At 73.9% G+C, this 18,383-nt stretch carries 21 protein-coding genes; 5 read left to right on the forward strand and 16 right to left on the reverse strand.

All coding sequences use genetic code 11. The features are described from left to right. Positions 1–32: 32 nt before the first annotated feature. Positions 33–1,412 (forward strand): tetratricopeptide repeat protein, encoded by a 1,380-nt coding sequence (locus tag ACFWW8_RS09585; protein ID WP_386525909.1) that lies wholly within the window; start codon positions 33–35, stop codon positions 1,410–1,412. Here ACFWW8_RS09585 and ACFWW8_RS09590 read toward each other — a convergent pair. Continuing rightward, positions 1,375–2,898 carry an MFS transporter gene (locus ACFWW8_RS09590; RefSeq protein WP_386525912.1) on the reverse strand — a complete coding sequence of 508 codons (1,524 nt, stop codon included), beginning with the start codon at positions 2,896–2,898 and terminating at the stop codon, positions 1,375–1,377. The two genes, ACFWW8_RS09585 and ACFWW8_RS09590, sit on opposite strands and share 38 nt — an antisense overlap. 44 nt (positions 2,899–2,942) lie before the next feature. Beyond that, on the reverse strand, positions 2,943–3,512 hold the full coding sequence (locus tag ACFWW8_RS09595; protein WP_386525914.1) for a TetR/AcrR family transcriptional regulator: 570 nt from the start codon (positions 3,510–3,512) through the stop codon (positions 2,943–2,945). 133 nt (positions 3,513–3,645) lie between these two features. Between ACFWW8_RS09595 and rpmG the strand changes: the two genes are divergently transcribed. The 4 genes from rpmG to ACFWW8_RS09615 all read left to right on the forward strand — a co-directional run bounded on the left by rpmG (position 3,646) and on the right by ACFWW8_RS09615 (position 5,865). Beyond that, positions 3,646–3,810, forward strand: a complete 165-nt coding sequence (gene rpmG / locus ACFWW8_RS09600) for a 50S ribosomal protein L33 (protein WP_386525917.1) — start codon at positions 3,646–3,648, stop codon at positions 3,808–3,810. A 40-nt stretch (positions 3,811–3,850) separates the two neighbouring features. Next, complete coding sequence (locus tag ACFWW8_RS09605) at positions 3,851–4,102, forward strand: type B 50S ribosomal protein L31 (RefSeq protein WP_386525920.1); 252 nt, start codon at positions 3,851–3,853, stop codon at positions 4,100–4,102. Next, a complete protein-coding gene (locus ACFWW8_RS09610; protein WP_386525923.1) occupies positions 4,099–5,244 on the forward strand; it encodes a CobW family GTP-binding protein in 1,146 nt (381 codons plus the stop codon). Before ACFWW8_RS09605 ends, ACFWW8_RS09610 begins: the two co-directional genes overlap by 4 nt. Positions 5,245–5,331: 87 nt before the next feature. Then, positions 5,332–5,865, forward strand: a complete 534-nt coding sequence (locus ACFWW8_RS09615; RefSeq protein WP_386525925.1) for a DUF6328 family protein — start codon at positions 5,332–5,334, stop codon at positions 5,863–5,865. A 24-nt stretch (positions 5,866–5,889) separates the two neighbouring features. Here the strand turns inward: ACFWW8_RS09615 and ACFWW8_RS09620 are convergent, their stop codons facing one another. From ACFWW8_RS09620 to ACFWW8_RS09685, 14 genes are all read right to left on the reverse strand, one after another. After that, positions 5,890–6,132: a DUF6158 family protein gene (locus ACFWW8_RS09620; RefSeq protein ID WP_386525927.1), complete on the reverse strand. Its 243-nt coding sequence runs from the start codon at positions 6,130–6,132 to the stop codon at positions 5,890–5,892. Between the two features lie 93 nt (positions 6,133–6,225). Further along, positions 6,226–7,287 carry a hydrogenase expression/formation protein HypE gene (gene hypE, locus ACFWW8_RS09625; protein ID WP_386525929.1) on the reverse strand — a complete coding sequence of 354 codons (1,062 nt, stop codon included), beginning with the start codon at positions 7,285–7,287 and terminating at the stop codon, positions 6,226–6,228. After that, complete coding sequence (gene hypD, locus ACFWW8_RS09630) at positions 7,280–8,425, reverse strand: hydrogenase formation protein HypD (protein ID WP_386525932.1); 1,146 nt, start codon at positions 8,423–8,425, stop codon at positions 7,280–7,282. Before hypD ends, hypE begins: the two co-directional genes overlap by 8 nt. Continuing rightward, positions 8,422–8,769 (reverse strand): HypC/HybG/HupF family hydrogenase formation chaperone, encoded by a 348-nt coding sequence (locus ACFWW8_RS09635; RefSeq protein WP_386525934.1) that lies wholly within the window; start codon positions 8,767–8,769, stop codon positions 8,422–8,424. Before ACFWW8_RS09635 ends, hypD begins: the two co-directional genes overlap by 4 nt. Continuing rightward, positions 8,738–11,164: a carbamoyltransferase HypF gene (gene hypF / locus ACFWW8_RS09640; protein WP_386525937.1), complete on the reverse strand. Its 2,427-nt coding sequence runs from the start codon at positions 11,162–11,164 to the stop codon at positions 8,738–8,740. The genes ACFWW8_RS09635 and hypF overlap by 32 nt, the downstream gene beginning before the upstream one ends. After that, positions 11,164–12,084 (reverse strand): hydrogenase nickel incorporation protein HypB, encoded by a 921-nt coding sequence (gene hypB, locus ACFWW8_RS09645; RefSeq protein WP_386525940.1) that lies wholly within the window; start codon positions 12,082–12,084, stop codon positions 11,164–11,166. The genes hypF and hypB overlap by 1 nt, the downstream gene beginning before the upstream one ends. Positions 12,085–12,087: 3 nt before the next feature. Further along, entirely contained in the window at positions 12,088–12,483 is a 396-nt protein-coding gene (hypA, locus tag ACFWW8_RS09650; RefSeq protein ID WP_386525942.1) for a hydrogenase maturation nickel metallochaperone HypA, read from the reverse strand. Between the two features lie 111 nt (positions 12,484–12,594). After that, positions 12,595–12,705, reverse strand: a complete 111-nt coding sequence (locus ACFWW8_RS09655) for a DUF6893 family small protein (RefSeq protein WP_386525944.1) — start codon at positions 12,703–12,705, stop codon at positions 12,595–12,597. After that, positions 12,702–13,235 (reverse strand): hydrogenase maturation protease, encoded by a 534-nt coding sequence (locus ACFWW8_RS09660; RefSeq protein ID WP_386525947.1) that lies wholly within the window; start codon positions 13,233–13,235, stop codon positions 12,702–12,704. The genes ACFWW8_RS09655 and ACFWW8_RS09660 overlap by 4 nt, the downstream gene beginning before the upstream one ends. Further along, positions 13,232–14,704 carry a hypothetical protein gene (locus ACFWW8_RS09665; protein WP_386525949.1) on the reverse strand — a complete coding sequence of 491 codons (1,473 nt, stop codon included), beginning with the start codon at positions 14,702–14,704 and terminating at the stop codon, positions 13,232–13,234. The genes ACFWW8_RS09660 and ACFWW8_RS09665 overlap by 4 nt, the downstream gene beginning before the upstream one ends. Then, complete coding sequence (locus ACFWW8_RS09670; RefSeq protein ID WP_386525952.1) at positions 14,701–15,405, reverse strand: DUF6084 family protein; 705 nt, start codon at positions 15,403–15,405, stop codon at positions 14,701–14,703. Before ACFWW8_RS09670 ends, ACFWW8_RS09665 begins: the two co-directional genes overlap by 4 nt. After that, positions 15,402–16,070 (reverse strand): DUF5947 family protein, encoded by a 669-nt coding sequence (locus tag ACFWW8_RS09675; RefSeq protein WP_386525954.1) that lies wholly within the window; start codon positions 16,068–16,070, stop codon positions 15,402–15,404. The genes ACFWW8_RS09670 and ACFWW8_RS09675 overlap by 4 nt, the downstream gene beginning before the upstream one ends. Further along, positions 16,067–16,591, reverse strand: a complete 525-nt coding sequence (locus tag ACFWW8_RS09680) for a hypothetical protein (RefSeq protein WP_386525957.1) — start codon at positions 16,589–16,591, stop codon at positions 16,067–16,069. Before ACFWW8_RS09680 ends, ACFWW8_RS09675 begins: the two co-directional genes overlap by 4 nt. Beyond that, positions 16,588–18,372, reverse strand: a complete 1,785-nt coding sequence (locus ACFWW8_RS09685) for a nickel-dependent hydrogenase large subunit (protein ID WP_386525960.1) — start codon at positions 18,370–18,372, stop codon at positions 16,588–16,590. The genes ACFWW8_RS09680 and ACFWW8_RS09685 overlap by 4 nt, the downstream gene beginning before the upstream one ends. Positions 18,373–18,383: the final 11 nt, after the last annotated feature.

Below are 18,383 nucleotides of genomic sequence, written 5' to 3' on the forward strand. Positions count from 1 at the left end.
TACTGGGGAGTTCGAGCAACCAGGGGGACTTCGTGGACGAACCGGACCGCATCGGACGCAGGGTTCAACGTATGCGCACCGAACAGGGCTTGACCCAGAAGCAGTTGGCGGACCCCGCGTACACACCCGCCTACATCTCCACCTTGGAGTCGGGCAGGGTCCGCCCCTCCGAGACCGCCCTGCGCTTCCTCGCCGGGCGCCTCGGCACCTCGTACGAGGAGCTCACCACCGGCCGGCCCGCCCACCTGGCCACCGAACTGCGGCTCGCCCTGACCGACGCGCAGCAGACCCTCGCCGACGGCGAGGCCGGCGCCGCCGCCGACCGCTACCGCGGCCTGCTCGCCGAGGCGGAGCGGCTGGGGCTGCTGCCCGAGCAGGCGGAGGCCCAGCTCGGGCTCGGGGACTGCGCCCTGGAGGCGGGCGAACTGCCCGCCGCGGCGGCCCGCTTCGAGGCGGCGGAGCGGCTGCTCGCCGGGGAGCCGCTCCCCCGCCGGGCCCGTGCGGTCCGCGGCCGCGCCGTCGCGCACCTGCTGGCCGGGGAGCTGCGCTACGCGTGCTACCTGCTGGAGTCCGCGATCGACGAGCTGGGCACCAGCGGGCTGGGCGACCCCGAGGCGCTGGTCCTGCTGTACGCCGCGGTCATCGGGCCGTACATCGACATGGGCGCCCACGCCCGCGCCGCACACGCCGCCGAGCTGGCCCTCGCGCTGGCCCCGCGCGTGGAGGATCCGGCCCTGGTTGCGGGGATGCACCGGCAGGTGGCGCGCACGTTCCTCGCCGAGGGGCGGGTGGCCGACGCGGACGCGTCGCTGGCCAAGGCGCAGGAGATCTACGGGCAGCTGCGGCTGCGGACGGACCTGGCGCACTGCCACTGGATGCGCGGCTACGTACAGGCGCAGAACGGGGACCTCGCCTCGGCCGAGCGGGAGTTGCGCACCGCCAGGGACATGCTGTCCGCCCGTCGCGCCGCGCTGTACACGGCGCAGGTGGAGGTGGAGCTGGCGGACGTGCTGCGCCGGCTGGGCCGGCACGGGGAGGCCGCCGGACTGCTCTCGGCCCTGCTGGACCTGGGCGACAGCCACGGCGCCGTCCACGCGGGCGGAGCGCACCGGCTCCTCGGCCTGATGGCCGAGGAGCGCGGGGAGGCCGAGGCCGCCGAGGAGCACTACGTACGGGCGCTGGCGCTGCTGGAGCGCAGCGGCGCCAGCGGGGACCTCGCCGACCTGTGCCGGCTGCTGGGCGACCTGCTGCGGCGGGCCGGCCGGGTCGAGGCGGCGCTGGACGTCTACCGCACCGGGCTCGGGCACCGGTCGGCGCCCGGTACCACCACGCTCGGCCCGGCGCCCGCCGCGCCCGCGTTCGGCCCCGCTCCCGTCAGTGGTTCTCGGTGGGCCGGAGGTCCCGGGGAATGAGGGACCAGGTGGTGGCCGCCGCGGCGACCGCGAGGACTCCCGCCATCAGGAACGCCGGGGTGATCGCCAGGGTGTAGGCGTGCGAGGCGGTGTCCAGCAGCGCCTGGCCGACGGCGCCACCGAGCCGTTCGGCGGTGTGGGCTGCCTCGCCGACGGAGTCGCGCACGGCGGCGGTGCTGGGAGCGTCCAGGTCCAGGGCGGGGAGGTTGCCGCGGTACAGAGCGGCGGCCGTGGAGCCCAGGATGGCGACGCCCATCGCCGAACCGAGTTCGTAGCAGGTCTCCTCGATGGCGGCGGCGCTGGAGACCTCGTCCGCGGGGGCGGCCGAGATCAGCGTGACCGAGGCCACCGTGGTGGCGAGGCCCGCGCCCAGACCCATGATCGTGAGGGCGGCGGCGAAGGCCGGGTAGCCGAGGTCGGTGAACTGCTGGAAGGTCCAGGGCAGCGCCATTCCGGCCGCGAGGACGACGAGGCCCGCGCCGAGCACGTGGCGGATCGCGAAGCGCTGCATCAGGCCCGGCGCCACCATGGAGGCGCAGATGAGGGCGAGCGGCGCCGGCAGGAGGCGGAGCCCCGCCTCCAGCGGGGTGTATCCCTGGCCGTACTGGAACCACTGGGTGACCAGGAAGAGGATCGCGCCCATGCCGACCATGGGCAGGAAGATGGCGGTGGCGGCGACGCTGAACGCGGGCTTGGCGAACAGCCGCACCTGCAGCAGGGGGTTGTCCAGGCGCAGCTGGCGGCGCACGAAGACGGTCAGGGCCACGGTGGCCAGGACCAGCAACGCCCAGGGCAGCGGGTCGGCGACGCCGCTCTTGCCGAGCTGCTTGATGCCGCCGGCGAGGGCGAGCATGCCGACGACGGACTGTCCGACGCCCCACCAGTCCCACGCGCCGGTGGCGCGCGGGGAGCGGGACTCGGGGAGGTAGCGCAGGCCGGCCGCGACGATGACCGCGGTGACGGGGAGGTTGAGCAGGAACGCGGAGTGCCAGCCGTGGTCCTGGACGAGCAGGCCGCCGACGACCGGGCCGAAGGCCATGCCGCCGCCGAAGACGGCCGCCCAGACGGCGAGGGCGAAGGCGCGCTCCTTGGCGTCGGTGAACACGCTGCGCAGGATCGACAGGGTGGACGGCATGATCGCGGCTCCGCCGACGCCGAGGAGGGCGCGGGCGGCGATCACGTGCCAGGCCTCGGTGGAGAACACGGCGATCAGGGAGGCGACGGCGAAGATGCCGAAGCCCGCCATGAGGAGCCGCTTGCGTCCCCAGCGGTCACCGAGCGCGCCGGCGGTGACGAGCAGGCCGGACAGGGCGAGCGCGTAGACGTCGATGATCCACAGCTGCTGGACGGCGCCCGGCTGGAGGTCTCCGACGAGGGAGGGGAAGGCCACGTTGAGGATCGTGGTGTCCATGGAGATGAGCAGGAGACTGCCGGAGAGGATCGCCAGGACGATCCACCGGCGGGGGTCCTGCGAAGGGGTGTGCATGGGATTCCGTTCTGGGTCGTGCACGGGGGGTGGGGCGGGGCGGTTCAGGGGGCCGGGGGCGGCGCCGCGGGCCGTGTCCCGCCGAGGAAGGACGTCAGGACCAGGCGGCCGATCTCGCGGGGGGCGAGGTGCCCGTCGCGCACGCCCTCGGCGGCCGCGTCGAGCAGTCCCCACAGCGAGTACCAGATCCAGTAGGGCGGCAGGTCGCCGCGCAGCCGGCCCAGCCGCTGGCCGAGGGCGAGGAAGGCGAGGGCCCGCCGGTCCTGCCGGTCCACGCCGGCCCGGAACTCGGGATCGGCGAGGACGGTGGCGTCGCGCGTGGTGAAGCCGTAGAGGTGGGCGGCCGGGAGCAGCGCGACGACCAGTTCCTCCAGGGCGGTGTCGAAGGCGGCGCCGTCGGCGGTGTCCGGCAGGTCGACCGGGCCGAGGCAGCCGTCGACCACGCGGATCGCCCGGTCGGCGACGGCCTTCAGCAGGGCCTCGCGGGTCGCGTAGCGGCGGCTGAGCGTGGCGCGGCTGGTTCCGATGCCCGCGGCGATCTGGACCATCGACGCACTGTGGTCGCCGGCCAGGACGCGCGCGGCGCCGTCCAGCAGTTCCTCTTCCTGCACCATGATGAGCCTCCTTCGCCTCGAACGATACAAATATGTCTCACATGAGGCAAGTCCGATGCAGTACCCGTCCACAGCAACCCGCCCCACGGCGAACGGCTATTGAAAATGACAGTCGTTTCCATATACTGCCGGCATGGCACGCAACGAAGTACGCCCGCTCGTCAAGCTCCGCTCCACGGCCGGCACCGGCTACACCTACGTCACCCGCAAGAACCGCCGGAACGACCCCGACCGCGTCGTCCTGCGCAAGTACGACCCGGTGGTCCGCCGGCACGTCGACTTCCGCGAAGAACGCTGACTCCTCCCCCGCTCCCGGAACGAACGAAAGGACCCCCGCCGTGAAGCCCGGCATCCACCCCCCCTACGGCCCCGTCGTCTTCCGCGACAAGGCCGCCGGTTTCGCCTTCCTCACCCGTTCCACCGCCACCGGCGACGGCCGGACCGTCGAGTGGGAGGACGGCGCCACCTACCCCGTCGTCGACGTGGAGATCTCCTCGCGGAGCCACCCCTTCTACACCGGCACCGCCCGCGTCCTGGACACCGCCGGACGGGTCGACCGCTTCCAGCGCCGGTACGGGGGCAGGCCGTGACCCTCCCCGTCGTCATCGTGGGCGGGCTGCACGCCGACGTCCGCCGGGCCGCCGTCCAGGAGCTCCTCGCCGACGTGCCCGGCAGCGTCGCCCTCCACCACGACCTGTCCTCGGCGGCCCGCGGCACCGTACGGCGCATGGTGCGCGACGGCTCCGGGCCGCTGGACTGCGGCGAGACCGGCCTGGTCGACGACTGCGCGTGCTGTGCGCTGCGCGAGGACCTCCTCCCCGCGCTGCGGCGCCTCGCCGCCGGCGGCGGCCACCGGCTCGCCGTGGTGGAGCTGTGGGACTCCGTCGAGCCCCGGGCGATGGCCGAGGTCATCTCCGCCCACGGATGCGCGGAGCTGGAACTCTCCAACGTGGTCACCGCCGTCGACCCGGGGCTGGTGCTGGCGTACCTCGCCAACGGCGACGACCTGGCGGACGCGGGCCTCGCCGCGGCGGCCACCGACCGGCGCACCGTCGCGGACACCTGGGCCCGGCAGCTGGAGTACGCCCCCGTCCTCGCGGTGGCGGGCGACACGCCGGCCGGGGAGGAGGACCGGGCCCTGCTGGAACAGCTCCACCCGACCGCCCGCCGGGCAGAACTCGGGTCGGGCGCGCTGGCGCGGCTGGCGTTCGCGGGCTTCGACACCGCGGCCGCGGCCGCCGCCCAGCACCCGGCCTCCGCGCTCCTGCCCCAGGAGGCGGACACGGCCGGGGTCGCGACCCTCGTGTGGCGGCGGCGGCGTCCCTTCCACCCCGGGCGGCTCCGTGCGGCGCTGGAGGACCTCGCCCGCGCGGCCACCCGCAGCCGCGGCCGCTTCTGGCTCGCCGACCGCCCCGACACCCTGCTGGCCTGGGACTGCGCGGGCGGTGCGCTCTGCGTCGAGGAGACCGGGCCGTGGCTGGCCGCGCTCCCCGACGCCGCGTGGGAGCTGGTGCCCCCGGTCCGCAGGGCCGCGGCCGCCCTGTCCTGGGAACCCGAGCACGGCGACCGCTGCCAGCACCTGGTCTTCACCTCCCCGGGCCTCGACCGCGACGGCCTGACCCGGCTCCTCGAATCCTGCCTGTTGACCGGGGCCGAGTACGCCGCCGGGCGCGACGCCTGGAGCCGCCTGCCCGCCGCCTTCGACGCCCTGCTCCCGCACACGGGCCGGTGACGGATCGGCGGAACCTCCTGGTCCGCGCCCCGCATGCCGGGACGGTGTCCGGGTAGACGCCGAAGCACACTCGGGGAGGAAGCACACATGAGGCACCAGCACAGAGACGCCGGCGTGGACGCGGATGCGGACACGGTCGACGAGGTTCCGGGCGACGGCCGGAACGAGACGGCGGTGGAACGCGCGGACCGCCAGTGGCAGGAGCTGGTCCAGGAGATACGCGTCGCCCAGACGGGCGTGCAGATCCTGTTCGGCTTCCTGCTGACCGTCGTCTTCACCCCGCACTTCCAGGGGCTCGACCAGACGGACAAGACGCTCTACATCATCACGGTGATCCTCGGATCGATGGCCACGGGCGCCCTCATAGGACCGGTCGCCTTCCACCGCATCGTCTCGGGGCGCCGGATCAAGCCCGAGGCCGTCGCCTGGGCGTCCCGGCTGACCTTCGTCGGGATCGTGCTGCTGCTGGCGACGCTGACGTTCGCCCTGCTGCTGATCCTGCGCGTGGCCACGCACAACGCGATCGTGCCCTGGATCGTCTCCGGGGTCCTGGCCTGGTACCTGCTGTGCTGGTTCGTCCTGCCCCTGTGGGCGCGGGTGCGCTACACCACCGAGGACTGAACCGGTCCGGTACGGCCGGCCGGGCTACTCGCCGGAGTGGCGGGCCCTGGCGCCCGAGCGGGTGCGGCCCGCGGTCTGGGCGCGCTGCGGATGGCGGCGCACGTATTCGTGCTCCAGCTCGTTCATCCGCTGCGTATGGGTGACCAGCGCGTCCTCGGACCCGTGCAGCAGGGTCTCGTGGCGCGTGCGGTGGATGGCCTCCAGCTCCTTCAGGAGCCGGCCCTCCTCCAGGTTCCGTGCCGAGGGACCGCCGTCGTGCTCCACCATGGTGCACCTCCTCCAGAAGACCAGCGTAGGACCGTCCGCGCCCCTCGCGCCTGCCCGGAACCCGGGACACGGCACGGGGGGCGCTCCCGTACGTCAGCAGATGCGCGGCAGCTGCTCGCCGATCGGGAGATCGACCACGCGGGTCCCGCCGAGGCCCGTGCGGGCGACGACGAGGCCGGGGTGGGCCTCGACCGCCTCGCCGATGACCCGTGCGTGGCGGCCCAGCGGATGGGCCTGCATGGCGTCGAGCACGGCGTCGGCGTGCTCGCGCGGGACGAAGGCGACGAGCTTGCCCTCGTTGGCCACGTACAGCGGGTCGAGACCGAGGATGGCGCAGGCGTTCGCCACGGCGGGCGGCACCGGGATCCGTCCCTCCTGGATGACGACGCCCGCGCCGGACGCGGCCGCGATCTCGTTGAGGGAGGCCGCGAGCCCGCCCCGGGTGGGGTCGCGCAGCACGTGCAGGTCCGGGGTCACGGCGAGCATGGCCTGCACCAGGCCGCCGAGCGCGGCGCAGTCGCTCTCGACGTCGACGCCGAACTCCAGCCCCTCGCGCACGCTCATGATGGCCACGCCGTGCAGGCCGATCTCGCCGCTGACGATGACGACGTCGCCCGGCACCACCCGCTGCGGGCGCAGGTCCACCCCCTCGGGGATGAGCCCGATCCCCGAGGTGTTGACGTAGATGCCGTCGCCGTGGCCCGCCTCCACCACCTTGGTGTCACCGGTCGCCACCTCCACGCCCGCGGCGCGGGCCGCGGCGCCCAGTGCCTCGGCCACCCGTGCCACGACGGAGATCTCGACGCCCTCCTCCAGGATGAACCCGCAGGACAGGTAGGCGGCCCGGGCGCCGCTCATGGCGAGGTCGTTGACCGTCCCGTTGACCGCGAGGTCACCGATGCTGCCGCCGGGGAAGAACAGCGGCCGCACCACGTAGGAGTCGGTGGAGAAGGCCAGGCGGGCGCCGCCGAGGGTGACGGCCGCGGAGTCGCCCAGCCGGGACAGCACCTCGCCGCCGAAGGCAGGGGCGAAGAGGTGTTCGACGAGCTCCGCGGAGAGCGCGCCGCCGCCGCCGTGGCCCATGACGACGCGCGGGCGGTCCCGCAGGGGTGCCGGACAGGTCCAGCCGGTGATGTCGAGTGCGGTGTCAGGCAACGGGGCTCGCCTCCAGCGGTGCGGCGGTCGCGGCCTGCGGGGCCGGGGTCAGGTCCAGGCGGCGGTACAGGTAGTACGCGGCGCACGCGCCCTCGCTGGAGACCATGGTGGCGCCGAGCGGGTTGCGCGGGGTGCACAGGGTCCCGAAGGCCTCGCACTCGTGCGGCTTGAGCAGCCCCTGGAGGACTTCGCCGCTGCGGCACTCGGCCGGCTCCAGGGTCTTGATGCCCGTCACCGAGAAGCGCTGCTCGGCGTCGTACTCCCGGTAGCGCTCGGAGAGCCGCCACCCGCTGTCGGGGATGACACCGATGCCGCGCCAGGCACGGTCGGTGACCTCGAAGACGTCCTCCAGCATGGCGAGGGCGGCCGGGTTCCCCTCGGGGCGGACGGCCCGCGCGTAGGCGTTGTCGACGGTGTGCTCGCCGCGCTCCAGCTGGTGCACGGCCCGCCGTACGCCTTCCAGGATGTCCAGCGGTTCGAAGCCCGTCACCACGATCGGGACCCGGTGGCGCTCCGCCAGGGCGGGGTACTCCCCCGTTCCCATCACGCTGCACACGTGCCCGGCGGCCAGGAAGCCCTGGACCCGGCAGCTCGGCGACCGCATGATCGCCTCGATCGCGGGCGGCACCCTGACGTGCGAGACCAGCAGGCTGAAGTTGCGGATGCCCAGCTTCTTCGCCTGGTGGACGGTCATGGCGTTCGGCGGGGCCGTGGTCTCGAAGCCGATGCCGAAGAAGACCACCTCGCGCTGCGGGTTCTGCTGGGCGATCTTCAGGGCGTCGAGCGGGGAGTACACGACGCGTACGTCGCCGCCTTCGCTGCGCACCTGGAAGAGGTCGCGGCCGGTGCCGGGGACGCGCAGCATGTCGCCGAAGGAGCAGAAGATCACGTTCGGGCGGGAGGCGATCTCCAGCGCCTTGTCGATGACCTCCAGCGGGGTGACGCACACCGGGCAGCCGGGCCCGTGAATCAACTCGACCTGTTCGGGCAGGAGTTGGTCGATCCCGTGCCGGATGATGGTGTGGGTCTGGCCGCCGCAGACCTCCATCAGGGCCCAGGGCCGGGTCACCGTGGCGTGGATGTCGTCGAGCAGCCGGCGGGCGAGCTCGGGGTCCTGGAACTCGTCGATGTACTTCACTTGCGGACCTCCTCCTGCGGGGTGCCTCCGGCGGGCCGGCCGGCCGGGGTGTCGCCGAAGGGCCAGTCACCGCCGCCGGCTTGCGCGGCCTGCTCCCACGGGTCGCCGAACTCCTCCTGCAACATGCCGAGCTGGGCGAAGAGTTCGAGCGTCTGCTTGGCCGACTCCTCGTCGAGGCGCTGCAGGGCGAACCCGACGTGGACGATGGCGTACTCGCCGACCTGGAGGTCGGGCAGGTACTCCAGGCACACTTCCTTCTGGACGCCGCCGAAGTCGACGGTGGCCATCCGGGTCCCGTCCTTCTCCCCGATGTCAAGCACTCTGCCGGGTACCGCCAGGCACATGGGGTTCTCCTTGCTGTGGGTGGTGATCCGTGGCGTGGGCCGCCACCATGAGCTGGCCGAGGGACAGCCCCCCGTCGCCCGGGGGGATCCGGTTGTGGCGCAGGACGGTGAAGCCGTCGGCGCGCAGGGCGCGGGCGCAGGCGGAGGAGAGCAGGGTGTTGGCGAAGACCCCTCCGGTCAGAGCCACGGTGTCCGGGCCGTGGGCCGCGCGGGCGAGGCCGCAGAGGGTGACGACGAGGGCGGCGACGCCGGCGTGGAAGCGGGCCGCGATCACGGAACGGGCAAGGCCCGCGCGGACGTCGGCCACCACGGCGGCCAGGACGGGTGCCGGGTCCGCGGTGAGCGGTCCGGCGGCTCCGCCCACGGGCGGGCGGAGGGCGAAGGCGTACCCGGTGGCGGGACCGGACCCCGCACCGAGCGCCGGGCCGGAGTCCGGAGCGGGTACTCCGGGGGCGGGTGCGCCGAGGGCGGCGGACTCCAGCTCGATCGCGGCCTGGGCCTCGTACCCGGCGACCTGGCAGACGCCCGCCAGGGCCGAGACGGCGTCGAAGAGGCGACCCATGCTGGAGGTGGGAACACAGTTCAGGTTGCGGGCCAACTGGACTTCCAGGACGCGCAGTTCGTCGGGCGGACAGGCTGCCGTACACGGCAGGTCGGCGCTCCAGGCGAGGCCTGCGGCCCGCAGGTGGGACAGGGCCATCCGGTACGGCCGGTGCACCGCGGCGTCTCCGCCCGGCAGGGGCACGTACGCGAGGTGGGCGAAGCGGGTGTACCCGGCGTAGTCGGCAAGGAGGAACTCGCCGCCCCAGACGGCGCCGTCGTCGCCGTAGCCGGTGCCGTCGAAGGCGACGCCGATGACGCGCCGGGTGCCGTCCAGACCGTGTTCGGCCATCGCGGAGGCGACGTGGGCGTGGTGGTGCTGGACGCGGACCAGCGGCCGGCCCGCCGCGGCGCCCTCGGCCCACCGGCCGGAGCGGTAGCCGGGGTGGCGGTCGGCGGCGAGGAGCCCGGGGGTGACGCCGGTGATGGACTCCAGGCGGTGCCCGGCGCGTTCGAAGGCGTACTGGGTCGCGAGGTCGCCCATGTCGCCGATGTGGGCGGACAGCCATGCCCGGCGGCCTTCACCGAGGCAGAAGGTGTTCTTCAGGTCTCCCCCGGCGGCGAGGGCCGCGGGCACCGGGACCGGAAGCGCGACCGGCAGCGGGGCGTACCCGCGCGAACGCCGCAGGGTCAGCGGCTCGCCGTCGCAGACGCGCACCACGGAGTCGTCACAGGGCACGTGGATCGGCCGGTCGTGGGTGAGCCAGGCGTCGGCGAGGCCGGCGAGCCGGTCCAGGGCCTCGCCGTCGTCGGTGACGATGGGCTCGCCGGAGAGGTTCCCGCTGGTCATGACCAACAGGCGGGGGCCGGGCGGATCGCCGGGCAGGCCGAGGAGCAGGTGGTGCAGCGGGGTGTACGGGAGCATCACGCCGAGGTCGGGGCAGCGCGGCGCGACCTCCTCTGGCAGGGCTCCGGCGGAGCGGGCCCGGCGGCGCAACAGCACGATGGGCCGTACCGACCCGGTGAGCAGTTCGCGCTCCACCGGACCGAGGTGGACGAGCTCTTCGACGTCGGCGGGGTCGCGGGCCATCAGGGCGAACGGCTTGTCGCCCCGGGCCTTGCGGCGGCGCAGCTCGGCCACGGCTCCGGCGTGCGCGGCGTCGCAGGCGAGGTGGTAGCCGCCGAGCCCCTTGACGGCGAGGACCGCCCCGGCGGCCAGGAGGCGGCGGGCCTCGGTGACCGGGTCGGCGGCGGGCACCTCGCGGGGCGGGTGCCCGGCGAGGAGCCGCAGCCGCGGCCCGCAGGCCGGGCAGGCGACGGGCTGGGCGTGGAACCGGCGGTCGGCCGGGTCGGCGTACTCGCGGGCGCAGTCGGGGCACATCAGGAAACGGGCCATGGTGGTGTGGGCGCGGTCGTACGGCAGCCCGGTGACGATGGTGAAGCGGGGCCCGCAGTGCGTGCAGGTGATGAAGGGGTGGCGGTGGCGGCGGTCGGCCGGGTCCGCCAGTTCGGCGAGGCAGTCGGCGCAGGTGGCCACGTCCGGGGAGACGAGCGTACGGGCGGGGCCGCCGGTCCGGGAGGCGACGATGGTGAACCCCGCGCCGCCGGAGGCGGGGACCTCGCAGTGGTCGACGCGGTCCACCACGGCCAGCGGGGGCGCCTCCGCGGCGAGCCGGTCACAGAACCGCCTCACGGCCGCGGCGGCGCCCTCGACCTCCGCGACCACACCCTCGGGGGTGTTGGTGACGTGGCCGGCGAGGCCGAGGCCGGTCGCGCGGGTGTACACGTACGGCCGGAACCCGACGCCCTGCACCACCCCCGTGACGGTGACCCGGCGCCGCTGCACCGCCTCCATCAGCGGGTCGGCACCGCGGTGGACGGGGCCGCGGGCCGGAGCGCGGCGGGCTCGGACGGCGCCGGGCCGTGGCCCGCTTCGTGGGCGGGGGTGTGCGGGTGACCGTGCCCGTCCTCGTCGTGACGGCCGTGGTCACGGCCGTCACCGTGGTCGTGCCCGTCGCCGTGGTCGTGGTCCGGCCCGCGGTGGTCGTGGTCGTGCCCGTCCCCGTGGTCGTGCGCCTCGGCCCGCTGCCGCTGTGCCATCACCGGCGCGTGCGGGGCCGCTCCCCCGGCGACCGCCAGGGCCCGGTCGAGCAGCGCGCCCGCGCCCGCGCCGCGGCGGGCCGAGGTGAACACCACTTCCACGCCCGGGTTGACCTGCTGGACGTTGGCCAGGAAGGCCGCCTCGTCGAACTCGACGGCTTCCGCGATGTCGGTCTTGGTCACCACGACGAGGTGGGCGAGGCCGAAGGCGGTCGGGTACTTCAACGGCTTGTCCTCGCCCTCCGTGACCGAGGCGAGCACCACGCGCAGGGCCTCTCCCAGGTCGTAGGAGGCCGGGCACACGAGGTTCCCGACGTTCTCCACGAACAGCAGCCGGGTGTCCCCGGGCAGCCAGCCGTCCAGGTGGCGGCCGAGCATCCCGGCCTCCAGGTGACACAGCCCGTCGGTGAGGACCTGCTTGACCGGTACGCCCGAACGCGCCAGCCGCACCGCGTCGTTCTCGGTGGCGAGGTCGGCCGTCAGCGCGGCGACCGGCACCCCGCGCTCACGGGCGAGCAGGAGTTCGCGCTCCAGCAGCGCGGTCTTGCCGCTGCCCGGGCTGGACAGCAGGTTGACGACCACGGTGCCGCGGGCGGCGAGTTCGGTGCGCAGGGTGTGCGCCGCCTCGTCGTTCTTGGCGAGCACCGCCTGCCGTAGATCGACCACTCGGCACATGGTTCAGGCCTCCTCGGGGATCGGTTCGCGGACGGGCACGCGGGCCGGACCGTCTTCCCAGTGCACGTCGGCGATCTGCAGCTCGCGGCCCGACAGCAGCTCGACGTCCGACGCGCCGCCGCAGGCGGGGCAGCACAGTGCGGGCGGCACGCCGACGTGCCACTCCACGTCGCAGGAGCCGCAGCGGGCGCGGGCGGCCACCGTCTCGGCGGTGAGCCGGGCGCCTTCGAGTACGGTTCCGGCACAGGCCAGTTCGAAGCAGAAGGCGAGTGCGTCGGGGACCACGCCCGCCAGTTCTCCGACCTGGAGGCGGACCGCGGTGACGGCGACCGCCCCGGCGGCCCGCGCCGCTTCTTCCACCTGGCCCACGACGGCCATGGCGATCGACATCTCGTGCATCGGACTCCGTCCTGCCGGCACTCATTACACCGGCAGGACGGTGGCGTCACGGGCGGGCACGCCGACGCGCCCCGTGCCCCGTACGCCATTCGGACGCCGGGGCGCGCCGCGTCACATCCTGCGCATGCGCAGGTAGCGCCGGACGTCGGGGAGGATCTGCGCCAACACGGCGACGAGGGCGGCGGCCGTCGCGCCGCCGATGAGGGCCTGGGACTTCGTCATGGGGTACTCCTCAGTTCGCGGCGGAGCCGGTCGTCCTGGTTCGCGGGTGGCTGCGTCTGGAGCAGGTCCAGGAGCATGCGTACGGCCTGCGGCACCGCGGCGGCCACCGGCCCGCTCAGGCCCATGCCCTCCTCGGTGGAGGCCGGTTCGCACCCGACGACGAGCGTGCGCCGGGGCGGGGTGGAGCCGGTGCCGGCGCACAGTGTGCCGAGCAGCGCGAGGACCGCGTCGGGTGACATGTGGTGGCCGTCGAGGACGGCGGCGCCCGGGGCGACCGGGGCCGCCCCGTCGGGCTCGATGAGGTACAGGGTGCCGGGGGCGCCGCCGCGGGCGGCGGCGTCGACGAGGACGAGCGTGTCGTAGCCGTCGAGGAGCTGGTAGGCGAGGTGGACGCCGCGGACGCCGAAGTCGACCACTTCGACGCCGTCGGGCAGCGGGTGCGCGGACAGGGCCCGCACCGTCTCCACGCCGAAGCCGTCGTCTCCGAGGAAGACGTTGCCGATGCCGGCGACCAGGGTCGGGCCGCTCACGCGTCCTCCAGGGGGGTGACCTCGTCGGGCTGGAAATAGAGGAACCGGCCCTGTTCGCGGCGGATGTCCGCGCCGGGGTCGCCCTCGACCGTGACGGCCAGGTGCACCCCGCCGTCGACGTCGTGCAGTACGGCCTCGACGCGGGCGGCGCGGCCGTGGAGGAACAGGTCCTGGGCGTCGGTACGCCGCGGGCCCGGGCGGAGCAGGACGCGGCTGCCGACGCCCACCGGGGTGCCGTCGACCAGCGCGTGGTCGGGCACGGGGTCGGCCGTGTCCGCGCCCGCGGGGTCCCACCACGGGGTGTCGGGCCGGAACACCGCGTCCGGGTCGCGCAGTGCAGCGGGTGCGGCCGGTGCGCCGGGGGCTCCGGGCTCACCGAACGGGGGGAGGTCCACGAGGTCGACGGCCGGGTCGGGCCCGGTGATCTCGCGGAGCGCGCGGACGGCTCCGTGCAGGCGTTCCAGTACCTCGGGCGGCATGGAGTCGGCCAGTTCGATCACTGCCGCGGCGCGGGCGTCCGTACCGCGGGCCTCGCGCTTCTCCTGGTCGGTGAGGGCGGCGGTGCGCAGGGCCAGGATCTCGTCGATCTCGGTGGAGTCGTACATGGCACCGGCGCTCTCGGGGGCGATCGCAGGATGGTCCTCCAGGATGATCGGGGAGGACAGGACCACGTCGGCGCGGCCCGGCGCACCGGCCAGGACCGGCCAGGTGTGGCGGTTGACGCAGGAGGCGACGGCCCCCTTCGCCCACTCCGGCGGGTCGGTCATGGACAGGAAGGCGCCCGTGTCCAGGCCCAGCAGGAGGTGGGCGGCGACCAGCGACCGGGGCAGGGCCGCGTCGCGGTCGGCCGGTCCCGCGGCCTCGGGGGTCCACGGGCTGGTGTTCTCGACGACGGCGGTGAGCCTCACCACCCGGTACGGGCCGTCGAGTTCGGTGGTGCGCAGCCGTACGGCGCCCTCGACCTCCTCGGTGCGCCGTACCAGGCGGCCCAGGCACCGGCCGTCGGGGCCGAGGACGGGCTCGGTCTCCTCGCGCGCGGGACGGCGGAACGGGAGGACCGTCTCCCCGTCCGCCAGTTCGCCCACGGGTACCGACAGTTCGACCCGTTCCTCGACGCCCTCGTCCCAGGGCACGAGCACCCGGTCGTCGAGGTGCAGTTCGGCGACGTCCGCGAAGTCCCCGCCGTCCAGGACCTGTTGGACGGTGCGGCGCTGGGCGTGCAGGAAGCGGAGCTCCACGGCGAGGACGGCCTCGCCCTTGGGCTCCATCAGGATCTCGGTCTGCTGGAGGGCGTGCTCCCGGTGCGCGGGCCCCCAGGCCGGCGGGACCAGTACGCCGAACTGCCAGCGCAGCCGGTTCTTGGCGGCCGAGGCACGGTACGGGTAGAGGACGTAGCCCTCGAAGAGGACGGCGTCGGCGACCTGGCGCGCGGTGTCGAAGCGGGACTCCGGCACGGTCGTGGTGGTCATGGCGCCGTCCTCTCGGTGACGCGCGGTGCGGCGCCGCCCAGCCGGGCCGGGTCCGGCTGCGGCGGCTGGGCGAGGACCGCGGCGTCGAGCAGGGCCCGTACGGTCGCCTCCCAGGAGGCGAGCGCGTGCCGCGAGCGGTAGGCCAGCAGGTCGGCCATGGTGTCCCGGGGCAGCCGCAGCCAGCCGCACCCGGGGAAGTGCTGCTCCACCATCTCGCGCCACACGGCCACGGGCATCCGGTACGCGGCTTCGCGGTCCCAGGGCACCGGCTCGACGCGGAACCCTCCGGCGCCGGTGAAGGCGGTGCCCGAGAACAGCAGCAGCAGGGGTGCCTCGCCGTCCTCCAGTGCGCTGAGGTAGCGGCTGGCGGCGATGTCCATGTCGTACGTGCAGGGCACGACGAGGTCGGTCTCGGTCGCGCCGGTGAAGCTGGGCACCATGGCGGTGACGTGGGCGAACTGGACCGGTTGGAGGGTGGTGCCCCAGCGGGAGCGTTCGCCGAACAGGTCGGCGAGGCCCTCGGCCTCGGCGGGGCCGTAGCCGCGCCGGGCCGGTTCGATGCGGATCTGGCAGCGCAGGGCGAGGGCGTGCACCCGGGCCTGCGGGTCGGCGGTGGTGATCCGCAGCCGGAAGACGAGGGTGGGGCCGGCCGCGTAGGCGTCGGCCCGCACGCCGGTGCAGGTGAAGGTGAACTCCGTCATGGCAGCCGGACCCCCTCGGCGGTCTCCGCCGGGACCTTGGCCCGGCGCTCGACCTGTTCGAAGAAGGCCCGCAGCGCGGCCCGGGCCTCGGCGCCGCCGTCGAAGCCCTGCCACAGCAGGCGCATCCGGCCCACCAGCTCGTAGCAGACGTCGATCGGCACCAGGTGGCAGGTGGTGCGGCCCTCCACGCGGTGCAGCAGCAGGGCCTCCACGTCAGGTTCGAGGAGGGCCGCGAGGCGGCTGGTGCCGAGGACGCTCTGCCAGGTCTCCGGGTCCAGCTCGCTCTCGGTGGCGCCGGCCGGGCTCGGGTAGAGCGCGACGAGCCGGTCGAGGGCGGCGTTGCGGAAGAAGAAGGCGACGCCGACGGGGATCTGGAGGAGTTCCCAGGCCCCGTCGTCGAGCGGGCGGTCGGGGTCGGTGAGGTAGCGGTTCGGGACGGCGCGGTAGCGCCCGGTGGTGGCGCCGGGCCGGTCGAAGAGCAGGGAGCAGGCCGTGCAGGCGCATACGAGCGCCCGCTTCTCGGTCTCGACCAGGTGCCGGTGGCCGTCCTCGGGGACGGTCACACCGCACAGTTCGCAGCGTTCGGGCCGCGGCGGGCGCGGGCCGGTGAAGCGGCCCAGCCCGCGGGGGGCGCCCGTGCGTGCCGGCGCGGGGTGGCCGTTCACGGCACCTGCGCCGGGGCGGGCGGGCGGGTGGAGATCTGGAGCAGGGCGGGCTGCGGTGCTCCGGCCGGTTCCAGTTCCACCCGCGTGACCTCCGGGGCGAAACAGGCCAGGGCGTCCTCGACTCCCTGCTGGGCGGCCGCGCCCGTACTGGGGCAGCCGCAGCCGCTCCCGGCGGTCCGCGGCCGCAAGCGCAGGACGCCGCTCTCCTCGTCGAACCCGAGCAGTTCGGGCGGGTCGGCCGCGGCGTCCAGGGCGCGGGCGATGCGCGTGTGGACGTCCTCGGGGTTGAGGTGGTGCAGGGCGAGCAGGCTCGCGACGAGTTCGTCGTCGAGCAGCCGGGCGAGCGGGCCGTCGCCGATCCGCTCGACGACGCGGGCGAGGCCCGCGCCGTAGAAGTCCATGAGGACGCGCACCAGTTCCTCGGCGGCGGCGCAGGCCTCGCGGTCCCCGGTGGCGGCGAGGCGCTCCAGGACCTCCTCGACCCGCTGCCCGGCCTGCCGGGCGTCGACGGCCGCGCTCATCCGCCCAGTCCGCTCAGGCCGGTGGGGACGTGCATCTGCTTGACGGTCTTGCCGGGACCGACGTACATGTGGACGCCGCAGGGCAGACAGGGGTCGAAGCTGCGCACGGCGCGCATGATGTCGATGCCCTTGAAGTTCTCCGGGGTGTTCTCCTCGAAGATCGGGGTGTTCTGGACGGCGTCCTCGTAGGGGCCGGGTGTGCCGAAGGTGTCGCGGGTGGAGGCGTTCCACGGGGTCGGCGGGTAGGGGTGGTAGTTGGCGATCTTGCCGTCGCGGATCACCATGTGGTGCGAGAGCACGCCGCGCACGGCCTCGGTGAAGCCGACGCCCAGTCCTTCGTCCGGGACTTCGAACTTCTCCCAGGTCTGGGTGCGTCCGGCGCGGACCTCGGCGAGGCCCTTCTCGGCGCAGTGCAGGGCGATGGCGGCGGCGTACGCCTGGAAGTACGTGCGGGCGCGGTTGCGCTCCAGCGCGTTGCTCCACTGCGGGATCTTCCACTCGAAGCGGGTCTCGGGCTTCGTCATGGTCCGCGGCAGGGTGATGACGACGCTGTGGCCGGTGGCCTGCACGTAGTCGGTGTGGACGAGCCCGGACAGGGCGGTGGACCACAGGCGGGCGAGGGGGCCGCCGCCGGTGTCGAGGGCGAGGTGGTCCTTGCCGTCGAACCACCGCGGGGACATCACCCAGCTGTACTTGTCGTCGAAGTTCCGCTTCTGCGGGGCGGGGATGGTGTGCTGGTTCCACGGGTGCCGGGGGTCGACCGGATTGCCGAGCGGGTCGTGGGTGACGAACTGCTCCTGGCCCTGCCAGTCGTCGTAGTACGAGCTGCCCAGCAGGATGCGGATGCCGAGGTTGATCTCGGTCAGGTCGTTGGTGACCAGCTTCCCGTCCACGACCACGCCCGGGGTGACGAACATCTTCCGTCCCCAGTCGGTCATGTTGGCGTACGTGAAGTCGCAGTGCTCGGGGTCGTTGAGCGCGCCCCAGCAGCCGAGCAGCACGCGCCGCCGGCCGACCTCCTCGTACCCGGGCAGGGCCTCGTAGAAGAAGTCGAACAGGTCGTCGTGGAGCGGGACGACGCGCTTCATGAACTCGCAGTACCGCATGAGGCGGCTCATGTAGTCGGTGAAGAGCTGGACGGAGGCGATGGTGCCGACGCCGCCGGGGTAGAGGGTGGAGGGGTGCACGTGGCGCCCCTCCATCAGGCAGAACATCTCGCGGGTGTAGCGGCTGACCTGGAGCGCCTCGCGGTAGAACTCGCCCTCGAGGGGGTTGAGGGAGCGCATGATGTCGGCGATGGTCTTGAAGCCGTGCTCGCCGGCGTGCGGGGCCGGGGTGCGCTCGGCCAGCTCCAGGACGCCGGGGTTGGTCTCGCGGACCATCTTCTCGCAGTAGTCGACCCCGACCAGGTTCTCCTGGAAGATGTTGTGGTCGAACATGTACTCCGCTGACTCGCCCAGGTTGATGATCCACTCGGCGAGGTGGGGCGGCTTCACCCCGTAGGCCATGTTCTGCGCGTAGACGGAACACGTGGCGTGGTTGTCACCGCAGATGCCGCAGATGCGGCTGGTGATGAAGTGCGCGTCGCGGGGGTCCTTGCCGCGCATGAAGACGCTGTAGCCGCGGAAGACCGAGGAGGTGCTGTAGCACTCCGCGACCCGCTTCTGCTTGAAGTCGATCTTCGTGTGGATGCCGAGGCTGCCCACGATCCGGGTGATCGGATCCCAGGCCATCTCCACCAGGCCGCTGCCGTCTCCGGCCGTCTTCGTCTTCGGTGCCATCGTGTCTGCCG

Source organism: Streptomyces sp. NPDC058701 (genome assembly GCF_042715295.1).
Taxonomy (GTDB): Bacteria; Actinomycetota; Actinomycetes; order Streptomycetales; family Streptomycetaceae; genus Streptomyces.